The 23,808-nt window shown below is 64.4% G+C and carries 21 protein-coding genes; 12 read left to right on the top strand and 9 right to left on the bottom strand.

The genetic code is table 11. The annotated features are described in order from the left end of the window. Window positions 1-65 precede the first annotated feature (65 nt). A complete protein-coding gene (locus ACFWCF_RS02565; protein WP_378557691.1) occupies window positions 66-617 on the top strand; it encodes a TetR/AcrR family transcriptional regulator in 552 nt (183 codons plus the stop codon). Here ACFWCF_RS02565 and ACFWCF_RS02570 read toward each other — a convergent pair. Both ACFWCF_RS02570 and ACFWCF_RS02575 read right to left on the bottom strand, forming a co-directional pair. Beyond that, complete coding sequence (locus ACFWCF_RS02570; RefSeq protein WP_378556821.1) at window positions 611-3,496, bottom strand: UPF0182 family protein; 2,886 nt, start codon at window positions 3,494-3,496, stop codon at window positions 611-613. The genes ACFWCF_RS02565 and ACFWCF_RS02570 overlap by 7 nt on opposite strands. Window positions 3,497-3,631: 135 nt before the next feature. Continuing rightward, window positions 3,632-4,960, bottom strand: coding sequence for a 3-hydroxyacyl-CoA dehydrogenase NAD-binding domain-containing protein (locus ACFWCF_RS02575; protein ID WP_378490551.1), 1,329 nt, complete (start codon window positions 4,958-4,960; stop codon window positions 3,632-3,634). Between the two features lie 269 nt (window positions 4,961-5,229). Between ACFWCF_RS02575 and ACFWCF_RS02580 the strand changes: the two genes are divergently transcribed. The 4 genes from ACFWCF_RS02580 to ACFWCF_RS02595 are packed head-to-tail and all read left to right on the top strand — an operon-like array spanning window position 5,230 to window position 8,256. Continuing rightward, window positions 5,230-5,868: a DUF3558 domain-containing protein gene (locus ACFWCF_RS02580; RefSeq protein WP_378556824.1), complete on the top strand. Its 639-nt coding sequence runs from the start codon at window positions 5,230-5,232 to the stop codon at window positions 5,866-5,868. Next, window positions 5,865-6,194: a hypothetical protein gene (locus ACFWCF_RS02585; RefSeq protein ID WP_378556827.1), complete on the top strand. Its 330-nt coding sequence runs from the start codon at window positions 5,865-5,867 to the stop codon at window positions 6,192-6,194. The genes ACFWCF_RS02580 and ACFWCF_RS02585 overlap by 4 nt, the downstream gene beginning before the upstream one ends. A gap of 2 nt (window positions 6,195-6,196) precedes the next feature. After that, window positions 6,197-7,525: a hypothetical protein gene (locus tag ACFWCF_RS02590; RefSeq protein ID WP_378556830.1), complete on the top strand. Its 1,329-nt coding sequence runs from the start codon at window positions 6,197-6,199 to the stop codon at window positions 7,523-7,525. Continuing rightward, entirely contained in the window at window positions 7,522-8,256 is a 735-nt protein-coding gene (locus ACFWCF_RS02595) for an ESX secretion-associated protein EspG (protein ID WP_378556833.1), read from the top strand. Before ACFWCF_RS02590 ends, ACFWCF_RS02595 begins: the two co-directional genes overlap by 4 nt. A 6-nt stretch (window positions 8,257-8,262) precedes the next feature. On the opposite strand, the gene ACFWCF_RS02600 is transcribed toward ACFWCF_RS02595, so the two are convergent. From ACFWCF_RS02600 to ACFWCF_RS02620, 5 genes are all read right to left on the bottom strand, one after another. Continuing rightward, the gene (locus tag ACFWCF_RS02600) at window positions 8,263-9,141 is read right to left on the bottom strand and encodes an alpha/beta hydrolase (RefSeq protein WP_378556836.1); all 879 of its coding nucleotides are present in this window, start codon (window positions 9,139-9,141) and stop codon (window positions 8,263-8,265) included. Beyond that, on the bottom strand, window positions 9,138-10,793 hold the full coding sequence (locus ACFWCF_RS02605) for an OB-fold domain-containing protein (protein ID WP_378556839.1): 1,656 nt from the start codon (window positions 10,791-10,793) through the stop codon (window positions 9,138-9,140). Before ACFWCF_RS02605 ends, ACFWCF_RS02600 begins: the two co-directional genes overlap by 4 nt. Further along, a complete protein-coding gene (locus ACFWCF_RS02610) occupies window positions 10,790-12,421 on the bottom strand; it encodes an AMP-binding protein (protein WP_378556842.1) in 1,632 nt (543 codons plus the stop codon). Before ACFWCF_RS02610 ends, ACFWCF_RS02605 begins: the two co-directional genes overlap by 4 nt. A gap of 70 nt (window positions 12,422-12,491) precedes the next feature. Beyond that, complete coding sequence (locus ACFWCF_RS02615) at window positions 12,492-13,988, bottom strand: acyl-CoA carboxylase subunit beta (RefSeq protein WP_378556845.1); 1,497 nt, start codon at window positions 13,986-13,988, stop codon at window positions 12,492-12,494. 20 nt (window positions 13,989-14,008) lie between these two features. Further along, window positions 14,009-15,247, bottom strand: coding sequence for a cytochrome P450 (locus tag ACFWCF_RS02620; protein WP_378556848.1), 1,239 nt, complete (start codon window positions 15,245-15,247; stop codon window positions 14,009-14,011). A gap of 158 nt (window positions 15,248-15,405) precedes the next feature. On the opposite strand from ACFWCF_RS02620, the gene ACFWCF_RS02625 reads away from it, so the two are divergent. The 3 genes from ACFWCF_RS02625 to ACFWCF_RS02635 are packed head-to-tail and all read left to right on the top strand — an operon-like array spanning window position 15,406 to window position 17,844. Beyond that, on the top strand, window positions 15,406-16,191 hold the full coding sequence (locus ACFWCF_RS02625) for a coniferyl-alcohol dehydrogenase (RefSeq protein WP_378556851.1): 786 nt from the start codon (window positions 15,406-15,408) through the stop codon (window positions 16,189-16,191). 25 nt (window positions 16,192-16,216) lie between these two features. After that, on the top strand, window positions 16,217-17,023 hold the full coding sequence (locus ACFWCF_RS02630; protein WP_378556854.1) for an enoyl-CoA hydratase/isomerase family protein: 807 nt from the start codon (window positions 16,217-16,219) through the stop codon (window positions 17,021-17,023). A 17-nt stretch (window positions 17,024-17,040) separates the two neighbouring features. Then, a complete protein-coding gene (locus ACFWCF_RS02635; protein WP_378556857.1) occupies window positions 17,041-17,844 on the top strand; it encodes an enoyl-CoA hydratase/isomerase family protein in 804 nt (267 codons plus the stop codon). 57 nt (window positions 17,845-17,901) lie between these two features. Here ACFWCF_RS02635 and ACFWCF_RS02640 read toward each other — a convergent pair whose 3' ends face one another. After that, a complete protein-coding gene (locus tag ACFWCF_RS02640; RefSeq protein ID WP_378556860.1) occupies window positions 17,902-18,699 on the bottom strand; it encodes an SDR family NAD(P)-dependent oxidoreductase in 798 nt (265 codons plus the stop codon). A gap of 135 nt (window positions 18,700-18,834) precedes the next feature. Here ACFWCF_RS02640 and ACFWCF_RS02645 point away from each other — a divergent pair, with 135 nt between their 5' ends. Then, the gene (locus ACFWCF_RS02645; RefSeq protein ID WP_378556863.1) at window positions 18,835-19,551 is read left to right on the top strand and encodes a TetR/AcrR family transcriptional regulator; all 717 of its coding nucleotides are present in this window, start codon (window positions 18,835-18,837) and stop codon (window positions 19,549-19,551) included. Window positions 19,552-19,615: 64 nt separating this feature from the next. On the opposite strand, the gene ACFWCF_RS02650 is transcribed toward ACFWCF_RS02645, so the two are convergent. Further along, window positions 19,616-20,008 (bottom strand): pyridoxamine 5'-phosphate oxidase family protein, encoded by a 393-nt coding sequence (locus tag ACFWCF_RS02650; protein WP_378556866.1) that lies wholly within the window; start codon window positions 20,006-20,008, stop codon window positions 19,616-19,618. 93 nt (window positions 20,009-20,101) lie between these two features. On the opposite strand from ACFWCF_RS02650, the gene ACFWCF_RS02655 reads away from it, so the two are divergent. Genes ACFWCF_RS02655 through ACFWCF_RS02665 form a run of 3 tightly spaced genes read left to right on the top strand, consistent with a single transcriptional unit; the run spans window position 20,102 to window position 23,728 of the window. Next, window positions 20,102-21,334, top strand: a complete 1,233-nt coding sequence (locus tag ACFWCF_RS02655; RefSeq protein ID WP_378556869.1) for an amidohydrolase family protein — start codon at window positions 20,102-20,104, stop codon at window positions 21,332-21,334. A 47-nt stretch (window positions 21,335-21,381) separates the two neighbouring features. Next, window positions 21,382-22,683 (top strand): amidohydrolase family protein, encoded by a 1,302-nt coding sequence (locus ACFWCF_RS02660; RefSeq protein WP_378556872.1) that lies wholly within the window; start codon window positions 21,382-21,384, stop codon window positions 22,681-22,683. 31 nt (window positions 22,684-22,714) lie between these two features. Next, entirely contained in the window at window positions 22,715-23,728 is a 1,014-nt protein-coding gene (locus tag ACFWCF_RS02665) for a Rieske 2Fe-2S domain-containing protein (RefSeq protein WP_378556875.1), read from the top strand. The last annotated feature ends 80 nt before the right edge of the window (window positions 23,729-23,808 follow it).

The following is a 23,808-nucleotide window of genomic DNA, read 5'->3' on the forward strand; positions in this document are numbered from 1 at the left end:
CGAGGAAGGATTCCGTGAGCGCACCCGAGAACACCGTGATCAGCAGCTCCAAGGCCGCCGCGCGCATGCGGGAGGCCGCGATCGAAGCGTTCGCGGAGAACGGCTACGGCAGCACCACCACCCGGCAGATCGCCGCGAGCCTCGACTTGAGCCCCGCCGCCATGTACCCGCACTACAAGTCGAAGGAAGAGCTTCTCTACGCCATCGCGTACGAAGGCCACGACTTCGCACTGCGGGTCGTGCGCGACGCCGATCCCCTCGATGCCGACGCCACCACGCGCCTCACCTCGATCATCCGGCTTTTCGCGCAGTGGCAAGCACAGAATCATCGCCGCGCGCGCGTCATCCAGTACGAGCTGACCGCGCTCGAACCCGACCACTACCGCGTCATCAAGGGACTACGTCGAGACACCACCAAGGTGGTTCGCGACGTCGTCGACCTCGGTATCGCGTCGGGCGAATTCACGGTGCCCGACGCCGAGGGCGTCACCCTCGCCCTCATGTCGCTGTGCGTCGACATCTGCCGCTGGTACCCGTCCGGTCGATACAGCGATCCGGAGACGATCAGCGCCCTCTATGCCGATCTTGCGTTGCGTCTGGTCGGGGCGGTTCACTGACCTCCGGTCGCGGCGACGTAGGCGTCGACCGCCCCCTGTAGCCGGTCGAGTGCGGCGCCCAGCGACCGGAAGTCGCCGTCGCGTTGCGCAGCCCTCAGCTCCTCGAGTGCCATCTGAAGGTCCTGCGCGGCAGCCGCGATATCCGGATTTCCGGCGGGTGCCGGCCCCTCAGCCGGCGGTGGCGCTTCCTCGGCCGGCGTCGCCGCGTCGCCGCCCGGCGGTGTCGCTGCGCTGCCTGCACCGCCGCCGAGCACCTGGTCGAGCGCTTCCGCCAACGTGGGGGCATAACCGACGAGCACCCCACCCGTCTGCGGATCCCGATAGCTCACCAGTACGCGGGCCAGCTGCGGGAAGGTCGAACCGTCGGTCGCCGCCGACATCCGCTCGGTGTACAGCGGCTCGACGTAGAGCAACCCACCGTCGGCGATCGGCAGCGTCAGCAGATTGCCGTAGTGGATGCGATTCGACCGCTCGAGCAGTGTGCGCTCCGACGCGACGCGGGTATCGGAGATCATCGAGTTCTGCGTTTGCTGCGGGCCCTGGGTGAGACTGTCGGTCGGTAGTTCGAGTACCGTGATCTTCCCGTATCCTTCCGGGTCGGAGCGCGCGGAAATGTAGGCGGACAGGAACTCTCGATGGAATCCGACCATTGCTCCCGCCAACCGGAACGACGGCTGCGCGGTCTCTTCGTCACCGACGAGCACGTAGTACGGCGGCTGATTCGGATTCGTGTCGATGGTGGGGTCGCTCGGCACCGACCAGAACGCGTTGGTGGTGAAGAACTCCAGCGGATCGTCGACGTGATAGCGGGCCAGGATCTCCCGCTGTACCCGGAAGAGATCTTCGGGGTATCGGAAGTGGGCACGCAGGCCGTCGGGCACGTCGCTCTCGGGCCGGACGGTGCCGGGGAATACGCGCATCCACGTCTGCAGAACAGGGTCGGCGGAGTCCACCTGGTAGAGCGTGACGGTGCCGTCGTAGGCATCGACGGTGGCCTTCACCGAATTTCGCATGTAGTTGATCTCCTGGGAGCGCAACGCATCCGGCTCGGGAAGCGTGCTGCGCTGCGAATACGGATAGCCGTCGACCGTGGTGTATCCGTCGACGATCCACACGATCCGGCCGTCCACCACCGCCGGGTACGGGTTCGTGTCCGTCTCGAGCCAGGGCGCCACCATGTTCACCCGCTTCGCCGGGTCGCGGTGGAAGAGGATCTTCGATTCCGAGCCGATCTCGCTGGAGAAGATGATGTTGCGTTCCCCGTACCGAGCCGAGAACGCGAGGCGGTCGAACCAGTTCCCGATCGAGACGCCGCCCTCACCGTCGTAGGTGAACGACGAGGTGTCGGTGTCGTACTCGCGGGGCGCCTCACCCGGTGCGGCGCCCACAATCACGTACTCCTGCCCGGACTGCCCGAGCACCTCGCCGAAGTACACGCGCGGTTGTTCGACCGGGATCAACTGCTCGGTGCCGTGCGTCGCGATGTCGCTGACCGTATAGAGCGGGTAGCCGCTGTCGCTGCTCGAGGCGCCCTCGGCCGCGTCGTGCACCGCTGCGTTGACACGGTTTGCCGGGGCCGCTACGAAACCGTTGCCGTGGGTGTAGACGGTGTGCTGGTTGACCCAGTGGGTCTGGTTGCCGGTGAGTCGCTCGGGCGAGAGTTCACGTACTCCGACGACGAAGTCGCGTAGCTCCCCGTCGATCCGGTAGCGGTCGAGATCGAGGTTCTCGGGGAATTCGTAGAAGTTCTTCAGCTGCTGTTGCTGCGTGAACGTGCGCGACAGGACGTCGGGGTCGAGGAGGCGAATATTCGCGATGGTCGTGACGTCGGCGGGGGTGTCCTCGGGCGGCGTGGTGCCGATACCCCCGTACGGGACGTACTCGACGGTCTCGTCACCTACCCGGTATGCCTGTCGCGTGGCCTCGATGCCGCGTTCGATGTAGGGGGCTTCGCGCACGGCCGCGTTCGGCCGAACCGAGAGTTGTTCGACCACCAACGGCCAGATCCCGCCGACCAGGATCGACGACAGGAACAGCAATCCCAAGGACAGCAGCGGGATCCGCAGATCGCGGAGTCGGATCACAGCGAAACATGCCACCGCGCACAGCAACGCGATGGCGCAGAGGATGAACTTCGCGGGAAGCACTGCGTTGATGTCGGTGTATCCGGCGCCGGTGAAAGCGGGCTCCCGATGTCCCGACGACACGAGCGCGTAGCGGTCGAGCCAGTATGCGAGCGCCTTGAGCAACACGAACATTCCGGCCAGGACGGCGATCTGAATCAACGCCGAGGACGAGAAGACGTTTCGCATCTTGCCGCCGACGGTGATCCCGCCGAACAGGTAGTTGGTGGCGACATTCGCGATTCCCGCGAAGAACACCGCCACGAACAACCAGCTGAGCACCCACCGGTAGAACGGCAGGTCGAAGACGAAGAAGCCGACGTCGAGCCCGAACTCAGGATCGACGGAATCGAATGCTCCACCATGGAGGAACAACTGAACGGTCGCCCAATTCCCTTGCGCGATCAGCCCGGCAAGCAATCCGAACATCACCGGAATGCCTACGCCGAACAGACGGCCCCGCTGCAGCACCACCCGTCGATACGGCTCGAGGGGGTCTCCGCTGCGCGCGGACGGGAAAAGTGGTCTGGCCCGGAATGCCACCCTCATCCCGAGGAACACCGCACCACCGACCAGCGCTCCGATGACGAAGAACAACACCCACCGGGTGATGAACACCCTGGTCCAGACCCCGCGGTAGCCGACCTCGCCGAACCACAGCCAATCCGTATAGGCCCGCACCATCGGCGGCACGAAAGCAAGCAGCACCACCAGTGCCACCGCGACGACGATCGCCGACCGTGTGCGTGTCCGCATTGCCCCTCCCCATCGGGAGTCGGGCGCCGGGATCTCGTGCGGCGCCCGCGTGCTGTCAGTCTACGGACCGCGCCCTACCCGGACGGGACTGTCGGTGTACCGAAATTGCGATACACCGACAGTCATGTTGTGTGCCTAACCGGAGAAGGTGGTGTGCCCGCCCTCGACGCGCTCGACGAGCAGCGGCGCCGGGGCCCACACTCGACCGTGAGCGGACTCGAACTCGCGGATCTTCCGCAACACCACGTCGAGTCCGACCGTTTCCGCGTAATGCATCGGACCACCACGGCGCTTCGGGAATCCGTACCCGTTGGTGTAGACGACGTCGATATCCGATGCCCGCTGGGCGATGCCCTCACCGAGCAGGGCCGCCCCCTCGTTCACCAGTGCGAGCATGCAGCGGTCGACGATCTCCTCGTCGGTGATGGTGCGACGTTCTATACCGTCCTCCGCCGCGCACGTGCGGATGATCTCGTCCACCGCCGGATCCGGAACCGGGGTGCGACTTCCCTCGTCGTACGTGTAGTAACCGGATCCGGTCTTCTGGCCGAACCGTCCTGCCTCGCAGAGCGTATCGGCCACCCGCGAGTAGCGAAGATCCTTCGGACGGGTCGGCGCCAGCCGCTTACGCGCCGCCCACGAGATATCGTTGCCCGCCAGATCCGCCATGGCGAACGGCCCCATCGCAAGCCCGAATTCCTTCAGTGCAGCGTCGACCTGCTGCGGCGTCGCCCCCTCTTCCAGGAGGAAGTCGGCCTCACGACGGTACGGGGTGAGCATGCGGTTGCCGATGAAACCTTCGCAGACCTTGGCCAGCACCGGAACCTTGCCGATCGACTGCGCCAGCGCCATGGACGTGACGACGACATCGTCGGCGGTCGCCTCGCCGCGCACCACCTCGACGAGCTTCATGACATGCGCCGGGCTGAAGAAATGCAACCCGATCACGTCGTGCGGGCGTGAGGTGCTGCGCGCGATCTCATCGAGGTCGAGACGCGAGGTGTTCGACGCGAGGATCGCCCCCGTCTTGCACAGTGCGTCGAGCTTGCCGAACACGTCCTTCTTGACGCCCATGTCCTCGAACACGGCTTCGATGACGAGATCCGCGTCGGAGGCTGCCGAGAAGTCGAGGTGCGGTTCGATCAACGCCGCGCGCTCCTGCGCCTGCTCAGCGGTGATCTTGCCTTTGGCTGCCGACGACTCGTAGTTCTTCCGAACCGTGCCGATCCCCCGGTCCAGCGCCTCCGGGCTCTGCTCGATCAACGCGACAGACAGACCTCCATTGGCGAATGCCATGGCGATGCCGGAGCCCATGGTGCCTGCGCCTATCACCGCGACACGTTTGATCGGGCGCGGCGTCACCGACGCGGGAATGTCGGCGACCTGCGCCGCGGCCTTCACTGCTGCAGACAGGTGCCGCTCGGCGGCGGATTCCGGGCTGTCGGTCGAGGTGGGAGTACTCACGAGCCGCACTTCCTCTATGGGTCGGGGCACACGGTGCCGTGATCAGTGGTTACCCAATTGTCTGCCGGATGACCTAACAGCCAATTGTGATACAAGTCCCAGTGCCGCGCGCGGAACTTTCCTCGCGTTGTCCGGGTTTCCGTGGGTCATGAGGCAACGGAAACCCATGTGAGCGGAGGAAAGCTTCGCAGCCGAGGCACTGGCTCGGACGCGTGCCCGGTTCTGCGTTAATATCTGCGCGACCGAACGGATCGGGGGGATCCTTGGCAATGACATATCCACGTCTTCTGAACGCCGCAAGGGTGGGGGCGGCGCTCATCATCGCGGGTGTTCTTCTCAGCGGATGCACCACCACGAGCGATACGACACCGGTCGTGGCCGAGGAACCGGCACCGACGACGCCGACGGCACGCCCGCCACGGCTCACCGATGAGTCCGGCCGACCCGACATCACCTTCGACCCTTGCCTCGACATCCCCGACGACGTCCTCGTCGACGCCGGTTACGACCCGCGCACAAAAGACGTAGCCGACTATCTGATGGAGCAGTACACCTTCATGGTGTGCCGGTACCGAGCGCCGGTCGCTATACCGGGTGTCATCCGCGCCTACGGGCTCATCGTCCTCTCCGGAAACGTCACGATCGATGAAGAACTCGCCAAGGTGGGCGATGTCGCCAGCGAAACGACTGTCAATGGGCGCCGCGCCCTGCTGGAGTACGACCCCAAACCGGACAATGCGTGCGCGATCACGCTGCAGACCGACTTCGGGATCGTCATCTTCGACCGTCTCTACCACCCCGACCACACCCGAACCCTCACCTACGACGAACGCTGCGGCGGGCTGCACGACACCGTCGCACTGTTCGAACCGTTCATCGAGAACAATCTCGGAAAGAAGCCGCAGTGAGCGAATTCGTCCGCCTCGAACCCCACGTGATCGACGAGATCCTCGCGATCTGCGACACCGTGCTCGCCGAACTCGAGAACGCAGCCGAGGTTGCAAAGACACTCGGCAACGCTGAAGGATTCGGCGAGTTCGAGTCCGCCAGGCAACTCGCCGCAGGCTTCGCCCGCAAGGGCGCAGGCACTCCCGAATCGGCAAAGGAACGCGTCGACCAGTTCATCGTCGCCTTCACCAATCTTCGCGACGCCTTCGCTTCCGGCGGCGAAGCCTTCCTCGACGCAGAGTTCGACTGGGCCCGCCAACTCGCCACCATCGAACAGGAGTTGTGACGATGTCCGACACCGACAACCCGATCCAGACACTCCTCTCCCCACTGTTGGGCCCTGTGCCGCCGGAGTCGGTCGCGCGTCGACAGGCCCGCCACGATGAATTGGCGGGGCGAGTGGACAGCGGTGTCGACCCCGATTACATCGCGCAGTTCGAGAACTTCCACGGCATGGATCACGCCGCGATCTATCAGCTCAGCCAGACGATCAGTCCCCTTGCGATGACCACGCTGGCGAATGAATGGCAAAAGCTCGGAACGGTATTCAGCTTCACGGTCTCTGTGGCCACCGCCATGATCCGCGACAAGATCGCCCAGCATTGGGAAGGCGACGCTGCGAACGCGGCGTCGTCGTCGACGGAACTGTTCGGTACCTCCGCCCAGCGGTTGAGCGATGCGTCGCTCGCGGTGTCGCAGAAACTCCAGATCGCAGCGGATGTGGGCGCGCGAGTGAAGACGTCGGTCACTCCCCCGTCGATCTCTGTCCCGATGCCGATGGACCTGGTGAGTCCCATCGCCGCCGCCGACCGGGAGCGCCAGGAGGAGGCCGCGCGTCAGCAGGCGATTCGCGTCATGGAGTCGCTCTACAAGCCGTACTACCGCGATTCCGGATCCGCGGTTCCGGTATTACCTCCGCCCCAGGACTCCACCAGGGCCGGCGCCGCGAGCGCGGTTCCCTCGAGTTTCGGAAACCCATCGGCATCCGGTGGCGGCAACAGCGCAGCGGCAGCCTCGAACGGGAGCGGCGCAGCGGGCGGTCAACCGTCCGAATCTGCGGGGGCTGCAGCCGACGGCAATACACCTGACAGTTCCGAGACGGATTCTTCCCGTAGCGGAGCCTCGCAGTCTGCTGAAACCGGGGCGGCAGGTTCGCCGGACTCGGAATCGGCCCGCACGTCACCGACCTCGACGGCCCCGACTTCGACCCTCCCCGGAAGCACCACAGGTCAACCGTATGGTTCTTCGGCTGCCGGCTCCGGTATGCCCGGGAGCGGGACGTACGGAACCGGAGGTTATGGCGGTGGCGGCTCAGGCTCGAGCGGAGGTGGCGTGGGCGGAGCCGGAAGTGGCCCTGCACTCGGCCCCGGCGTTGCCGGAGGCGTCGGCGCGACCGGCACCTCGGCACCCGCCGCATCTCAACAGGGAACTGCCGCCGCTCGCGCCGGCTCGATGCGCCCGATGGGAATGATGCCCGGCATGATGGGCGGCCAGCAGCGCGGCAACGACGAAGAACGACAGGTCGCGAGTTATCTCGTCACGAACGATCACGGAAACGAACTCATCGGGTCGATCCCCGACACCGCCCCGCCCGTCCTAGGAGTCGACCCGCTGTGACCTGGCATGTGACCCCCGACCGTTTCCTGTCGCTGTGGACTGCGGCGGGAAACGACGAGTTTCCATTCCCCCTGCGCTACCGGTCGGCGTCGATGTGGGAGGACGAATACGACGCCGACCGGCACGCCGCCGACGAGTGGCGCAGACAACTGGCCGATCCGCGTCTCGACCACGCGATCCGGATCCTGCAGGCCGGAGAGCTCGCCGTCGAGATGTACGGAAATGCGGGGACCGCAGACATTCGAGTCAGGGGCGGAAAAGAAGGCGCATTCGCTGTTGTCGCACGCCAGTATGCCTCCGGCGACATCCAGATCGTCCCAATCCAGTCGAGCATCCTCGCCCGCGCCGTCGTCGCGCAGATACCTACTGCACCCCGAGGACACGAGCAGGCCCGAGCCGCCTCCATCCGCGAACTCACCGAACCGACCGCCACCACATCGGTGAGGCAGCAGATCGGCGAGAGTGAACCGCGCGCGTTGCGTCGTCTCCTTCTCCGCGACCGCTCCGGTGCGGGCAGCATCCGACTGCTCGCTCCGAACGCTCACGGTCGCCTCACGACGGAATCGGATATCGGCTGGTTCGATGTCGTCGACGACGGTCGCTACATGTTCTCCCCGGGCACCGACACGCGAGTAGTGCCCGCTACCAACGACATTCTGCGTGAGGAACTCGACCGCCGAATCGACAGGGCCCGCGACCGCCGACGACAGGACGCACCGACACCCTGGTGACGGTCGTTACTCGCCTGCTGCGCATTCCTCGACGAATGCCACCACACCGCGGTGGTACTCGGACGCCGCGAACCCCACACTCATGTTGTGTCCGCTGCCTGCCTGCCGATGCTCGACGAAGCGCGGGGATTCGACGAACATTTCCTCGATTTCCGACCGTAGAGCATCGTCTGTCTCCCAGACCTTTTCGTGCTCGGCATAGGTGAACCGAACCGGGATGCAGACATCGGGAGCGAGATGCATGAAGTCCTTCGGCCACTCGGCTGCGACCACCGCCTCGTAGCGAGGGGTGATGCAGGTGAGGCTGCGACCTCCACGCACCTCCGGCGGGTAGGTGTCCTCGGGATGCCACAGCAGATCCCGGATGGCGCCCCGGTTCCGCGTCGTACGCATCTGCTTGATGATCTCGAGCGCCTCGCGTTGCTTACGTGTGCCGGTGCCCGCGAGTTCGACACCGAGTAGCGACGCGCCTCGCGGGTCTGCTGCCATCCGGAGACCGAGGTCGCAGCCTGCCGAGTGCGCGAGAAGGAAGACACCGGCGCCGCGCGAATGTCCTTCGAGCAGTGCATTTACAGCGCCGTAGGCGGCGTCGACACGGTTGGCGGGATCGTCGAACCGTTCCTGATATTCGAACGAGTCTGCGTAGCCCGGGCGGTCGATCGCGAGGACGGTGTAGCCGAGTGCCGCAGCGGTGCGGAGCAGCGACAGTTCCGGATGGCCGTCCAGATCGAAGTACCGGGAGGTCGTGGCTCCGCCATGCAAGGCGACGATCACCGCGCGCGGCTGCTCCACGTACGAACACAAGGCCGAGATCTGTGCTCCGTCTACCTCGACGGTTCGGGCGGTCACGGTGTCGGCGAGCGCTCCGGCGTCCGCGGCGTTCATCGATCGGCTTTCAGCAACATGACGCCGCTCGGTGTGAGCCCTCCGCTGCTCACCACCGCGACACGCGCGTCTCGAACCTGACGGTCTCCCCCGTGGCCGCGCATCTGCGTGACTGCCTCGTGCACGAGTCCCATACCGTGGGTGCGTCCGTGTGAGAGCTGACCTCCGTGGGTGTTCAACGGCAACCTTCCGTCGAGCGCGATGTTCGTTCCCTTGTCGAGGAAGTCCTTCGATTCCCCGATGTCGCAGAAGCCCAATGCCTCGATCCACGACAGACAGTTGAAGGTGAATCCGTCGTAGAGCTCCGCGACATCTACATCGTCGGGACGCATCGTGGTGCGACTCCACAGGTGCGCGGCCTGCCCCAGGACCTGGGGTTCGTGGGCGAGGGTGCTCTGGTCCCAGTCGAGCCGCTCGAGTATCTGGGTACCGACCGCTTCGACGAACACCGGCGGTTGCGCGAGGTCGTGGGCGGTGTCGCGGGCCGACACGATGACCGCCACTGCACCGTCGCACGGTACGTCGCAGTCGTAGAGTCCGAACGGTGTCGTGATCGGGCGGGCACCCAGGTAGTCGTCCATGGTGAGCGGGTCGCGGTAGATCGCTTCGGACGTCCGGGCGGCGTTCGCGCGTTGGTTGAGCGCAATCCACCCGAGCGTCTCACGGTTCGTTCCGTAGCGATGAAAGTGCCGCTGCGCAGTCTGTGCCAGTAGGTGCGCGGCCGAGACGGCGCCGTACGGCGCGAACCATTCATCCGGCAGTCCGCCTGCCGGTGCGGTGCGGCCGGTGCGCACGAGTTCGCTGTACGTCGATTCCCACACCGTGCGGAAACACAGCACGTGTCGCGCGAGACCGGACGCCACGGCGAGCATCGCTGCAATCACCGAGCCTCCGGGACCGAACGTCTCCGCGGCGCCGTTGTGCCAGGTCGGCCTCAGTCCGAGTGTCGATTCGACGGCCGCGATCCCACCTTCGGTGAACGGGCCGAGAGATCCGGCCCCCGGGTAGGTGGAAAGCCCGTCGATGTCGCCGACGGTGAGGCCGGCGTCGTCGATCGCGGCCCGGCAGGCGTCGATGGTCAGCGACAACGGATCGACCATGAGACGACGACCGATGCGCGACATACCGATTCCGGTGAGCGCGACCTCGTCCTCGAACTTGTTCGTACTCACCATCGGGCGCACACTTCGGCGAATCGATTCGGCGTCCGGTTCATCGGCCGGTAGTTCTGTCACCGCTGCGGCTTCGGCCGGACGGAACAGTGGGAGCCACACTCCGTCGGCTTCTTCGAAGACCACGTCCATCCGCATACCGAGCGTGAGATCGTCTTCCGCGCATGCGACCGCGTTCGTTGTCAAGCGCACGCGCGGGTCGTCCTCGAGCGCGACCTGGGCGACGATGTACGGCGGTGGCATTCCCGGTGCCGCAAACCTGTGGTTGACCGTGAAGCCGATGAGTGTCGCGCGACCCGAGACGACGCGAATGCCCATCTCGCTGCCGTGGCAGTAACGGCACGCCGACCGCGGTGGATGGATCAGCGCCGAGCACGAGCGACATTCCTGTATCCGCAAGTGGCCGTCGGCGCCGGAGGCCCAGAAGAACTCCGTCTCCGGTGAGGTCGACGGCGCCAGGCGTGTGGTGGGTGCGCTCACGAAAGCACTTCTTCCTGCACCTGTTGGGCAGCCCACCGGTAGTCGGGTTTTCCGTTGCCCAGGCGCCGTATCGCAGGGACGAACACGAAGTGCTTCGGGATCTTGTACCTTGCGAGCGATGCGCCGCAAGCGTCTTTCAATTGCTCTGCAAAGCACGTTATCTCGTCCACGACGTGCACCAGTGCGACGACCTCCTGGCCCCAGCGTTCACTCGCACGACCGATAACCAGGGCATCGACCACACCGGGATATGCGCGTAGGACTGCCTCGACCTCTTCGACGAAGACCTTCTCGCCTCCTGTGTTGATGACGAGCGAATCGCGGCCGAGCAAGCGCAGCGACCCATCGTCCGCCATCCTCACGCGATCTCCCGGTATCGCCATTCGCTCGCCGTCGACCACCGGAAAGGTGTTTTCGGTGGCCTGCCGGTCGCGGAAGTAACCGAGGGGGACTCGGCCGGAGCGGGCGGCCCATCCGATCTCGTCATCACCAGGCTTCAGCAGCCGGGTGCGATCGTGCGACACCGCAGATCCCCCCGGCATCGGGGCGAACGTGTCTACCTCGGCACCGCGGCTGCTCCGTCCGAATCCCATCCCGCCTGTCTCGGTCGAGCCGTATCCTTCCACGATGGTCACGTTCGGGAGCAGCTCGAGGAACGCCTTCCGGTGGATCGCATTCGTTGCGGCTCCACCACTTGCGATGACCACCAACGACTCGAAGTTGTGTCGGCGCTTGCGCATCTCATCGACGAGAGGGCCGGCGTATGCGTCGCCGACGATGGTCATGAGCAGCACATTCTCCTTCTCGACGATCTCCAACGCCGTACGCGCATCGAATGTGTTCCGATCGTCGTAGAGCACCACGGTCTGGCCGGCCAGCAGGCCTGAGAACGCCGTCCACGTCCCTGCCGCGTGCGACAGCGGCGACACCGCAAACCAGCTCTGACCGGTCAATGCGGTGAGTGCCTTGATCGGTTCGGCGGACTCGTGGTCGGAGCCGTTCATCGACGACACGTACGCGTCGCCCTGTCGCCAGAGCACCGCCTTCGGACGGCCGGTCGTGCCGCCCGTGCACATCATCATCAGGTCGTCGGGTGATCCTGTGATCCTGAGGTCCGGGTTGCCTTGTGCGACAGCGTCGTCGAAGGTGACGACACTACTCAGTTCGGGCGTGTCGGTGCCGTCGTCGACGGACACCAGCAGCTCCACGCCGTCCTTCAGCGCTGCACTACCGTCGATCACTTCGGATACCACCGGACCGAACGACCTGTGATAAACGATTCCTCGTGGCGCAATGTATTCGAGAAGACTGCGAACTTCCTGCGCCGTGTAGCGAGGGTTGATGTTGACCGGTACGACCCGCGCCTTGAGGCATCCGATCAGCACATCGGGATACAGGTCGTTGTACATGAGCATGGCGACACGGTCTTGGCCGCACTCCCACCGCTCGAGTCCCTCCCTTGCGGCATGGGCTCCGAATCCGCGTTCGGCGAGGAAGTTTGCGAACCGTCGGGTGCGCAACGCGGATTCACCGAAGGTGTTCCGACGATCCCCGCAGACGGTCATGGTTCGTTCGGGTACTGCTTCTGCGACGGCGTCGAAGACCTCGCCGAGAGTCCATTCGGTCAACGCATTCTCCTTGGGCAGGTCGTTCAGCGAAAGTCTGTCGTTCAGCGAAAGTCTGTCGGTCGGCGTGAATTCAGGGGACGATCACGCAGCGGCCGACGGGTTCCGCCACTGCCTGTCGTGCGTAGATCCCCCGCTGCAACGATGTGAGCAGGGCATTGCGGGTTTCCTCGGGACTGATGAGTTCGTCGAAACCCATGTGCTCGGCCGAACGATAGGACGCCTCGAGTTCCATTTCTCGAAGCGACGCCGAGAGGCCGTCGTCAGCGTTCGATGCGCCACTGAGGGCGTCTGCGCTCATGGCACCCATCGTCGCCCCCGGGTAGGCATACGCGGCGACCTGCCCGTCGAACCCGATCAGCGACATCACCATGGATCCGAATCCATAGGCTTTTCTCAGCGTCACATGCATTTTCATCGTCGTGGCGGTGGTCTGTGCGACGAACATGCGGGCACCACTGCGGAGGACGCCGCCGCGTTCGGATTCGCTGCCCGGCAGCATCCCGGGATTGTCGGCGAGGAACACGAGCGGCAGGTGGAAAGCATCTGCGACCGAGATGAAGTGGGCCGCTTTGTCGGCCGCATCGGAGTCGATCGAGCCGGCGATCACCTGCGGCTGATTCGCGACGACCGCAATGGGATGCCCGCCCAGGTGCGCCAACCCGCAGATGATTGCCCGCCCGAAGTCCGGTTGCACCTCGAACCAGTCCTTCGTGTCGACCACCGCGTCGATCACGGATCTCATGTCGTAGGTGCTGCGGTTGTCGCGGGAGATGACGTCGAGAAGTTCGGGGGTGTCGCGGGGTTCGGAGAACTCGTCGGGCTCGGTCGCGATGGGGTACGACCACGCGCTCGGCGGGAAGTACGACAGGTAGCGGCGGATCTCGTCGAGAACTTCTTCGTCGGTGTCGGCGACGTTGTGGATCAGTCCGCTGGCGATGGCGACGTCGGGTCCGCCGAGATCTTCCTTCGAGACGTCCTCCCCCGTGGACATCTTCACGACCGGCGGACCGGCCGTGAAGATCGCACCTTGCCGACTCATGATGGCGAAGTCGGAGACCGGTGCGATCAGCGCGCCGTGTCCGGCGGAGGCACCGAGGACCGCGGTGACCACCGGTACCTTCCCCGAGCACTGAGCCTGTGCGAGCAGGTCGGTCGGGGTTCTGCCGTAGTGGTCGCCGGTGGCGCGGAACCCCGCGCCTTCGAGGAGCATGATGAGCGGAACCTTGTTGCGGACAGCGAGTTCCGCGAGCCGGTATCGCTTGGAGTTGCTGCCCGGTGAAATCGTGCCCGCGAGCGTGGTGAAGTCTTCGGCTCCCACCATCACCGGCATGCCGTGAATGAGCCCCGAACCGGCGATGATCGCGTCGGCGGCGACCTCTCCTCCGACGAGCGTGCCGAACTCGTGGAAACTACCTTTGTCGAGCAGGTGATCGATTCGCGCTCGCGCGTCGAGTTTGCCTTTGCCGCGGTGCTTGGCCACGCGTTCCGGGCCGCCCATTCCGTGCGCGTGCGTACGACGACGGGAGAGATCCGCGAGGGTGTCGTCCCAGATCCGCGCCTGTGTCATGTGAGGTCCTTCGGAGGTCGTCATGTGGCCGTCGAATAACTGATCGGCAGGTGTTTGAGCCCGCCGACGAAGGTCGTTGCTGTCAGTTCGGGTTTGCCTGCGAGTTCGATCGAACCCAGACGCGGCAAGAGTTCGGCGAAGAACTTCTTCATCTCCATCCGGGCCAGCCCGGCGCCCAGGCAGAAGTGCACGCCGAATCCGAACGCGACATGGTTGTTGGGGTCGCGTCGGATGTCGAAGCGGAAGGGATCATCGAAGACGTCTTCGTCGCGGTTGGCCGACGCGTAGGACAGCAGGAGGGAATCACCGGCCGCGATTCGCACACCGCGGATCTCGGTGTCTTCGGCGGCCGTCCGCATGAATGCCTTGACGGGAGTGACCCACCTGATCATCTCCTCCACCGCCTGCGGCAGCAGATCGAGATCGGCACTCAACGCGCGGCGTTGATCGGGATGGTCGATCAACGCACGAAGCCCGCCGGCGATGGAACTGCTGGTCGTGTCGTGGCCGGCGGTGGCGATGATTGTGTAGTACGACATGGTCTCGATGTCGGAGAGGGGTTCGCCGTCGATACGAGCATTGGCGATCGCGGACGCCATGTCGCCGGTGGGGTTCTCGCGACGTGATGCCGTGAGTGCGCTGAAGTACTCGAACATCTCGAGGAGCGCATTCATGGTTTCGTCCGCAGGCTCGCTTCGTTTGAGTTCGTCGTCGTCACTACCCACGAGTTCCTGCGTGAGACGGAGCATTCGGGGGAAGTCGGATTCGGGTACGCCGAGCAGCGACATGATGACGTAGAGCGGGAAGTTCACCGCGACCTCGGACACGAAGTCACATTCACCTCCGGCAGCCATCATCCGGTCGACGTGATGCTTCGCGAGTTCCTCGATGCGGACTTCCATGGCTTTCATGGCTTTCGGGCGAAACCAGTCGGTTGCGATGGAGCGCAACACACGATGTTGTGCACCGTCGAGGTGAATGAGGGTGCGCACACCGGCCGCCGCCTGCATCTCGTCCGACTCCGCCGTCATGAGCACCGGGCGAGGCCAGTTGGTGAAGAGTGTGTTCTCGCGTTCGACGGCCATGACGTCGGCGTGCTTGAGGAGTGCCCAGAACGGCCGATAGGACGGCGCCTCCACCCGAACCACCGGTTCCGTTGCGCGCGCCTTCGTCAGCACCGAATGCAGGTGGTCTTCATCCTTGTATGCGGTCGGGGTAGCCAAGACCTCGGCGCCCTCTCCGACGAGTCGATGGTTCACGAACGACACTCCGTTCCCCGGTATTCCGGCGACGCTTCGGTCGGGCGTCGCAGACCCGAACGCTGGTCTTCTCGCCCCAGAGTGATTTATAGTGCGCCTTACTGTCAAGCATTCTATATAGCTTTCGTCGGGTTGATCCCGGAAAGGCGCGAAGCCACATGACAACTGATCAGCGCAGGATTGTCGTCGTCGGAGCGGGGTCGGGAATCGGTGCCGCGACCGCCGCCCACTTCCACGAACAGGGCCACCACGTCCTCGCCGTCGATCTCCGTCCGGACGGCGCGCCGGCGTCGGAACATGCGCAGTGCGACCTGCGTGATGCTGCGCAGATCGAGACTCTGCTCGGCTCGATCGGAGGAGACTGGGATCTGCTCGCCTACGTCGCGGGGGTACCCGGAACCGCACCTGCCGGCGACGTCCTGAAGGTCAACTACCTCGGAATGCGGCTGTTCGCCGAAGGCATGCTGCCCCTGCTACGCAACGGCGGATCCGTCGTCACCGTCGCGTCGGTTGCAGCCATCGGGTGGCAGGAGCGCCAGAACGACCTCGCCGGCCTTCTCGAGGCAACCGACGGCGACGCTGTCGAACGCTGGCAGGCCGAACAGGATCCGAACTATCCCGTGTACAGCACGTCGAAACAGGCCGCGATCATCTACGCGAAGCGTCTCGCGCCCACCGCGTGGCAGAAATACGGCGTCCGAGTGAACACCGTGAGCCCCGGACCCACCGAGACCCCGATCCTCGGCGACTTCGAGGAGTCGATGGGCAAGGACGTCCTCGACGGGGTGAAAGCACTCATCGGCCGGCATGCCACCGTTGCCGACATCGTTCCGGTCATCGCGTTCCTGGGGTCGCCGGCTGCGGGATGGGTGAACGGCCAGGACATCCACGTCGACGGCGGTTTCGTCGCCCCGCTCACCGTCGGTGCACCAATCCAGCTCTGACCACCCTTCGACACCCGAGGTGACCATGCCCGACCACGCCGTGAGCCCCGACCGGCCACTGCTCTCCGATCTGCACGCCGGCATCCTGACACTCACCCTCAACCGCCCCGAACGGAAGAATGCGATCACGCCCGAGATGTGGGCGCGCCTCCGAGAACGACTTTTCGACGCGGCCGTCGACAACGGGGTTCGCGCGGTGGTGCTCACCGGCGCGGGCGGCACGTTCTGCAGCGGCGCCGACATCGCCGACACCTCGGGAATGAACGAGTTCCCCGACCCATCCGACCTGATCAGCACCATAAACGACACCATCCGGCTGCTCCAGGAGCTTCCGGTGCCGACCGTCGCGAAGGTGAGCGGGGTCGCGGCCGGGGCGGGCTGGAATCTCGCCCTTGCCTGCGACCTGGTTGTGGCAGCGTCGGATGCGCGGTTCTGCCAGATCTTCGCGCGACGCGCGTTGTCGCTGGACACGGGCGGGTCGTGGCTGCTCCCGCGTCTCGTCGGGCTGCAGCAGGCAAAGCGGCTGGCACTCCTGGCCGACATGATCGGAGCGGACGAGGCACAGTCGCTCGGTCTCGTCACGTGGGTAGCGGCACCGGAATCGCTCGACGAATTCACCCACAGCATCGCGGAGCGGCTCGCCTCCGGGCCCCCGCTCGCACTCGCACAGACCAAGGACCTACTCAACCGCGGACTCGACCGGACGCTGACCGAAGCGCTCGAGTCCGAATCACAGGCACAGGCCGCGAACCTCCAAGGCCCCGCCGTGATCGAAGCATTCGCTGCCTTCTCCGAGAAGCGCGACCCCGACTACACCCGTGCCCCGGCCTGATTGCAGAAGGAAGAACAGTGACGTTCGAGACCATCGAATACGCAGTCGACGGCCACACCGCAACCCTCACCCTCGACAGGCCCGAAGCGCTCAATGCCCTTAGCCCGCACATGATCACAGAGTTGCGTGCCGCGTACGCCGAGGCCGAGAACGACGACAAGATCTGGACCCTCGTCGTCACCGCCAACGGTCGGGCGTTCTGCACGGGCGCCGATGTCAAAGAGATTCCGGGCGACGGCAAGGTGGTCAACGAACGGCCGTACCTGTCGACCTACGACCAGTGGGAGGCACCGCAAGAAGGCACACCCCCGTTTCGTTCGATGACGAAGCCGATCATCGTTGCGGTCAACGGGATCTGCTGCGGTGCAGGCATGGACTGGGTTACTACAGGCGACATCGTCATCGCCTCCGAGAAGGCCACCTTCTTCGACCCCCATGTCAGCATCGGTCTTGTCGCAGGACGTGAGGTGGTGCGCGCCGCGCGGGTGCTCCCGCGCAACGTGGCACTGCGCATGGCACTGATGGGCAAGCACGAACGGATGAGCGCCCAGCGCGCATACGAACTGGGGATGATCACCGAGATCGTCGAGCACAACCTGCTGCTCGAACGGGCACACGAGATCGCCGATATCGTCAACTCCAATGCGCCACTCGCAGTTCGGGGGACCCGACTCGCCATCCTCAAGGGACTGGACCTACCGCTACACGAGGCCGAGATGCTGGCCGAATCGTTCCGTGAGCGGGTGACGCGCACGGAGGACGCCCTCGAAGGCCCTCGCGCGTTCGTCGAAAAGCGTGCGCCTATGTGGCAGTGTCGATGAAGACCCAGGGGTCGATGAAGACCCAGGGGTCGATGAAGACTCAGGGCAGATCAGCGGTCAGGTGAAGTCGGAGCCACCGTCGATATTGATGTTTGCTCCGGTGATGTACGAGTTGCGCTGCGAGGCGAGGAACGCCACCAATGGCCCTACTTCCTCCGGCAGACCCGCACGAGGCATCTGCGACGGGTGTCCGAAATGTGTTCCGATAGCGTCCATCAGAGCGTAGGGATCGCTCGATTCGACGCCCACCGACCTCGCCCACTCGATCAGGGACGGCGTGACGATAGTCCCAGGTGAAACTACGTTCACCAGAATCTCATCGGGCGCCAGGAGTAGCGAAAGATTCTTCGACGCACTCGTCAACATCGACTTCGCCGCAGTGTACGCCACGAGCGGACCACTTTGGCGCTGAGTGGATTGCGCAGAGAAGTTGACGACGCGTGCCCACTGCGCGGAACGCAGGAGCGGAAGGGCCGATCTCACGCAGCGCACCATCGACATCACGCCGTCCTCGACGGCGTCGTGCCATTGGTCGTCGGTCAGGATGTCGAATGCCCCCTGCGCGCTCGGTCCCACCGTGTTGACGAGCACATTGAGTTCACCGCCCCAGCGCTTTCCGAGTTCTTCGAAGAGGTCGGTCACAGCCTGCCCGTCACGTACATCGGCCACGAGTCCGACGGCATCGGGGCTTCCGCATTCGGCCAAGCTCGCCGCGGCCGACTCTGCGCCGGCACGCGACCGGCCCACGACCGCAACGCGCGCACCCTCTTGTGCCAGGCATCGGGCAGACGCGAATCCCATCCCACGAGTACCACCCACCACAACCGCTGCGGCACCGCCGAGTCCGAGATCCATCGTGCCCCTCATCTACCGGTACGTCATAACTTATGCCGATACCGTAGCTTATACGGTAAGCATGTCTACAGTAGAGGACATAGGGCGGCGGCTCGCCCGTGCATCCCGGACGTAACTCGTAAGGCGGTACCCGATATGGCGAAGCGAACCCGGCTCGAGCGAGGGTCCCTCAACCCGGATGACATCCTCAGGGGCGCATTCGAGCTCTCCGAGGAAGTAACTGTCGACAATCTGAGCATGCCGATGCTGGCACGACACCTCGACATCGGCGTGACCAGCATCTACTGGTACTTCCGCAAGAAGGACGACCTTCTCACCGCGATGGCCGACCACGTACTGCGCGAATCCATGCGGTCCATGCCCCTCGTCGAAGCGCCGAACTGGCGCGACACCCTGCGCACGCATGCGCGCACTGTTCGCCGCACGATCCTCGACCGACCGATCCTGTGCGACCTCGTCCTGATCCGCCCGTCGTTGAGCTCCAACGCAGCTCGGCTCGGCGCATTGCACAACGAGAACGTGATAGCGAACCTCGTCGAGTCCGGTTTCACACTTGCCGACGCGGTGAACATCTACTCTGCCGTGCAATTGCATGTGCACGGAATGGTCGTCCTCCAACGGCTACAGGAGAAGAACCGGCAGTCCGAGGAACCCTCGGGTGCGTACTACGAGATCCTGTCGATCTCTCCCGAAACCACTCCCCTACTTGCAGAGGCGAGCGAAAGTGGCCTGCAGAGTGGCGAACCCAACGACCGGAACTTCGAATACGGACTGGAATGCATCCTCGACCACGCCGCGGACGTCCTTGTTTCGCAAAGGGATCGGGGTGCGGTCCCCGCACGTTCGACATGACGATCGCGAAGCACCAGGAGTAAGCGGGTGTGCCGATCGGGGCCAGAGCGGTCCTCCTGCGGTTTCACTTCACGGTGAAACGTGTCGCGTCGAGGATCATCACCACGCGGTCGTCGACGTCGTCGGGCAGCTGTAGGCCGGATTCCCCGTAGCGCTTGCCCAACGACAGGTAGAACGACGCGTCGTGATCCCCCCGCACCGTTACCAACCAGCCGCGAACCTCGAGGCACCGCACAGGCTCGTCCGGGTCGGTGATCAGGAACGAATAATTGGGGTTCGCCTGCAGACTCACGAACTTCTTGCGGGGGATGGTGTGGCTCACCCTCAGATGTGCACCATCCCAGGTGAATCGCATCGGAGTCAGGCTCGGCGACCCGTCCGGACTGACCGTGCCGAGCACACCGACGATCGGCCGTTCGAGAAGGTCCTCGTAACCGGGAGGCACTTTCGACATCATGATCCCAAGTTACCGTAAGGTCGACTGTTGACATAACCGTTGTGCGCTGCAAGGCTCGAATTCACGAGCGGGCACGAACAAGGAGTCCTCCATATGGCAGCGTCCGACGATGCACCGATCTTCGATGCCGACACACACATGTACGAGACGTCCGAAGCACTGACGAGATACCTCCCCGACAAGTACACGAACGCCGTCCAGTACGTACAGATCGGTCGTCGCACGCGCCTCGCCATCAACGGCAAGATCACCGACTTCATCCCGAATCCCACCTTCGACAGGGTCGCCGCGCCGGGCGCACACGAGAAGTTCTTCGCCGGCGAGAACGTCGACGGCCTCACACTCCGCGAAATGCAAGGTTCCGCCATCGACTGCCCGCCCGCCACCCGCGGCCCCGAGGAACGCCTCGTCGAGATGGACCGCCAGGGAGTGCGGGAATCACTGGTCTTCCCCACTCTCGCCAGTCTCGTCGAACACTCGTCCGCCGACGATCCGGAACTGACACTCGCAATCGTCCACGCCTTGAACCGCTGGATGCTCGAGCACTGGGGCTTCGACCACAAAGGCCGAGTGTTCACCACACCCGTGATCAACTGCGCCGAGGTCGACGGAGCCCGCCGCGAATTGGCCTACCTCGTCGAGAACGGGGCGAAGGCCGCATTGATCAAACCCGCTCCGGTCAAGGGCCTGCACGGGTGGCGCTCTCCCGCACTCCCCGAGTTCGACCCCTTCTGGCGCGACGTGGAAGAAGCCGGCCTCCCGATTGCGCTCCACGCAAGCCAGCCACCACTCGACGAGTACGTCAACAAATGGGAACCGCCGAACACTCAGAGTTTCATGGCGATGAGCGCGTTCCGGTGGCTCGCGCTCGGGCACCGCGAGATCTCCGACATGCTCGGAAGCCTGATCTGCCACGGAACCCTCACGCGCTTCCCGAAACTGCGAATCGCAAGCGTGGAGAACGGCAGTTCATGGATCCGGCCGCTGTTCCACGACCTCGAGGATCTGACGAAGAAGATGCCGCAGAACTTCCCGGAAGATCCGCTCGAAGTATTCCGCCGCAATGTCTGGGTCAGCCCCTTCTGGGAAGGGTCGGTGGCCGATGTCGTCGACATGGTCGGCTGGGACAAGGTCATGTTCGGCTCCGACTATCCACATCCCGAAGGCCTTCCCGAGCCGAAGGGCTACTGGAAGTACGCCGAAGGGATGGATCGTCGACGAACGTGGGATTTCATGGGCGACAACGCTCGCCGCTTCATGGGCCTGCCGATCGCGAATCCGGATCCGGAGGCCGCGAACCCACCGAAGCTCGCCACGGCACGGTAACCGCCCGAACGCACGAGCCCGCGTACCGCCCTCGGAAGGGAACGAGCATGGACAAGAACGACATGATCCTGGTCAGCGTCGACGACCACATCATCGAACCACCCGATATGTTCGCCAACCATCTCCCCAAGAAGTACGTGGACGATGCACCGCGCTTGGTGCACATGGAGAACGGCGCCGACATGTGGAAGTTCCGCGACCGCATCATTCCCAATGTCGCTCTCAACGCAGTCGCCGGGCGCCCGAAGGAGGAGTACGGCCTCGAACCCGAAGGTCTCGATGAGATCCGGCCGGGCTGTTACGACGTGCACGAACGCGTCAAGGACATGAATGCCGGTGGCGTTCTGGCGCAGATGAACTTCCCGTCGTTCCCCGGCTTCGCTGCCCGCCTGTTCGCGACCGAGGATTCCGAGTTCTCGCTCGCGCTGGTGCAGGCCTACAACGACTGGCACCTCGAAGAGTGGTGCGGTGCCTACCCCGGCCGGCTCATTCCGATGGGTCTACCCGTGATCTGGGACGCCGAACTGTGTGCTCAGGAGGTCCGGCGCCTCGCGAAGAAGGGCGTGCACTCCCTCACCTTCACCGAGAACCCGGCCGCGCTCGGATACCCGAGCTTCCACGACGAATACTGGAATCCGCTGTGGAAGGCCCTCGTCGACACCGATACCGTGCTGTCGATCCACATCGGATCCTCGGGCAAACTCTCGATCCCGTCGACGGATTCGCCACCCGACGTGATGATCACGCTCCAGCCCATGAACATCGTGAACGCGGCCGCAGATCTTCTGTGGTCGCGCCCGGTCAAGGAATACAAAGATCTCAAGATCGCGCTCTCCGAGGGCGGCACGGGTTGGATCCCGTACTTCCTCGAACGCGTCGACCGCACCTTCGAGATGCACTCGACGTGGACGCTGCAGGACTTCGAGGGAAAGCTCCCCAGCGAGGTGTTCCGAGAGCACTTCCTCACGTGCTTCATCAGCGATCCGCTCGGCGTGAAACTCCGCCACGACATCGGTATCGACAACATCGCGTGGGAAATGGACTACCCGCACAGTGATTCGATGTGGCCGGGTGCACCCGAGGAGCTCAGCGGTGTCTTCACCGACGACCACGTGCCCGACGGGGAGGTCGACAGGATGACACACCTCAACGCGATGCGGTGGTACTCGTTCGACCCGTTCGCACACGTACCCCGCGAGCAGGCCACCGTCGGAGCATTGCGAGCGGCAGCCGCAGGTCACGATGTGAGTATCCGAGCGCTGAGCCATCATCAGACGAGCGCCGAAGAGAAGCTCGCGGCCTGGGAGCAGCAGATCAGCGCAGCGTCCCAGATGCAGCGCTCGAGCTGAACTCATCCGGCCCGACAACGAGGAGTATCCGTTGGACGTACCGTTCACGTGGAAGGTCACGGGCTGGTTCGTGATCGGCTGGTCGGAGGAGTTCGAGACCGGGCACAGCCGCGCCCTGCACTACTTCGGCGACGAACTCGTCGCCTATCGCGACGAGGCCGGTGAGCTGCACGTGATGACCGGGCACTGCCGTCATCTCGGAGCGCACCTCGGACACGGCGGCAAAGTGGTGGGCGACTGCATCGAATGCCCGTTCCACGGGTGGCGGTGGGGGCCGGACGGGAGCAACCGGTACATTCCCTACGACCCCGACCGCCCCAACAAGGCATTGAAGCTGCGGGTCTATCCGGTCCAGGAGCAGCACGGCGTCGTCTACATGTGGCACCAGCCCGACGGAAAGCCACCGCAGTGGGAACTTCCCGACCCGTTCACCAAGTTCCCCGAGATCACCGCCGGCCCCGACAGTTACCACCGCATCTATCCGGAGTTCTCACGCCGCGCGGAGTATGAGCCGGTGCACCCGCAGATCGTGGCCGAGAACGGCCCGGACAGTGCGCATTTCCGGTACGTGCACGGCGCAAGCGTGACTCCGGTGTCTCTCGGATGGGAAGCCGTCGACAACGAGTGGCGATTTCTCACCGGCTGGCCCGATGAAGCCAGCGACGATCCCGACAAGATGGCGCTGCGGATCCACAGTCATTTCTCCGGACTCGGATACGCGATGAGCGCGTTCGAGGGCGCACAGAACTACCGGCTGATCTTCGCCTGCACCCCCGTCGACGACGGGCATTCCGATCTCTTCTATTCGATCTGGTGGCCCCGCAACGACGGCGACGACTCCGACGTCCCACCTCAGGACGTTCAGGAGAAAGTCGAGCGTCGGTTCCTCAACACCGTCTTCGAAGACCTCGGGATCTGGCGCTACCAGGTCTACGTCGAGAATCCCCCACTGGGCCGTATCGATGCCAAGCCGTACATGGCGATGCGCCGGTGGGCGACGCAGTTCTACGAAGTACCGGCCGCGGACGTCAAGGATCCCGTGTGAGTCTCGCCAGCACTCGCGAGGCTGTCAGCTTCCCGCTGCTGCAATCGCAGTAGCGGGAAGCTGACAGCCTCGCGTGAACG

Source organism: Rhodococcus sp. NPDC060090 (assembly GCF_042729855.1).
Classification (GTDB): Bacteria; Actinomycetota; Actinomycetes; order Mycobacteriales; family Mycobacteriaceae; genus Rhodococcus.

What these genes read in the sequence shown, in the direction of transcription:
- ACFWCF_RS02655 (WP_378556869.1), top strand. Translation starts at nt 20,102, where the DNA reads ATGGCAGCGTCCGACGATGCACCGATCTTCGATGCCGACACACACATG.
- ACFWCF_RS02640 (WP_378556860.1), bottom strand. Translation starts at nt 18,699, where the DNA reads ATGGATCTCGGACTCGGCGGTGCCGCAGCGGTTGTGGTGGGTGGTACT.
- ACFWCF_RS02660 (WP_378556872.1), top strand. Translation starts at nt 21,382, where the DNA reads ATGGACAAGAACGACATGATCCTGGTCAGCGTCGACGACCACATCATC.
- ACFWCF_RS02565 (WP_378557691.1), top strand. Translation starts at nt 66, where the DNA reads ATGCGGGAGGCCGCGATCGAAGCGTTCGCGGAGAACGGCTACGGCAGC.
- ACFWCF_RS02570 (WP_378556821.1), bottom strand. Translation starts at nt 3,496, where the DNA reads ATGCGGACACGCACACGGTCGGCGATCGTCGTCGCGGTGGCACTGGTG.
- ACFWCF_RS02645 (WP_378556863.1), top strand. Translation starts at nt 18,835, where the DNA reads ATGGCGAAGCGAACCCGGCTCGAGCGAGGGTCCCTCAACCCGGATGAC.
- ACFWCF_RS02625 (WP_378556851.1), top strand. Translation starts at nt 15,406, where the DNA reads ATGACAACTGATCAGCGCAGGATTGTCGTCGTCGGAGCGGGGTCGGGA.
- ACFWCF_RS02600 (WP_378556836.1), bottom strand. Translation starts at nt 9,141, where the DNA reads ATGAACGCCGCGGACGCCGGAGCGCTCGCCGACACCGTGACCGCCCGA.
- ACFWCF_RS02630 (WP_378556854.1), top strand. Translation starts at nt 16,217, where the DNA reads ATGCCCGACCACGCCGTGAGCCCCGACCGGCCACTGCTCTCCGATCTG.
- ACFWCF_RS02615 (WP_378556845.1), bottom strand. Translation starts at nt 13,988, where the DNA reads ATGACACAGGCGCGGATCTGGGACGACACCCTCGCGGATCTCTCCCGT.
- ACFWCF_RS02590 (WP_378556830.1), top strand. Translation starts at nt 6,197, where the DNA reads ATGTCCGACACCGACAACCCGATCCAGACACTCCTCTCCCCACTGTTG.
- ACFWCF_RS02650 (WP_378556866.1), bottom strand. Translation starts at nt 20,008, where the DNA reads ATGATGTCGAAAGTGCCTCCCGGTTACGAGGACCTTCTCGAACGGCCG.
- ACFWCF_RS02580 (WP_378556824.1), top strand. Translation starts at nt 5,230, where the DNA reads ATGACATATCCACGTCTTCTGAACGCCGCAAGGGTGGGGGCGGCGCTC.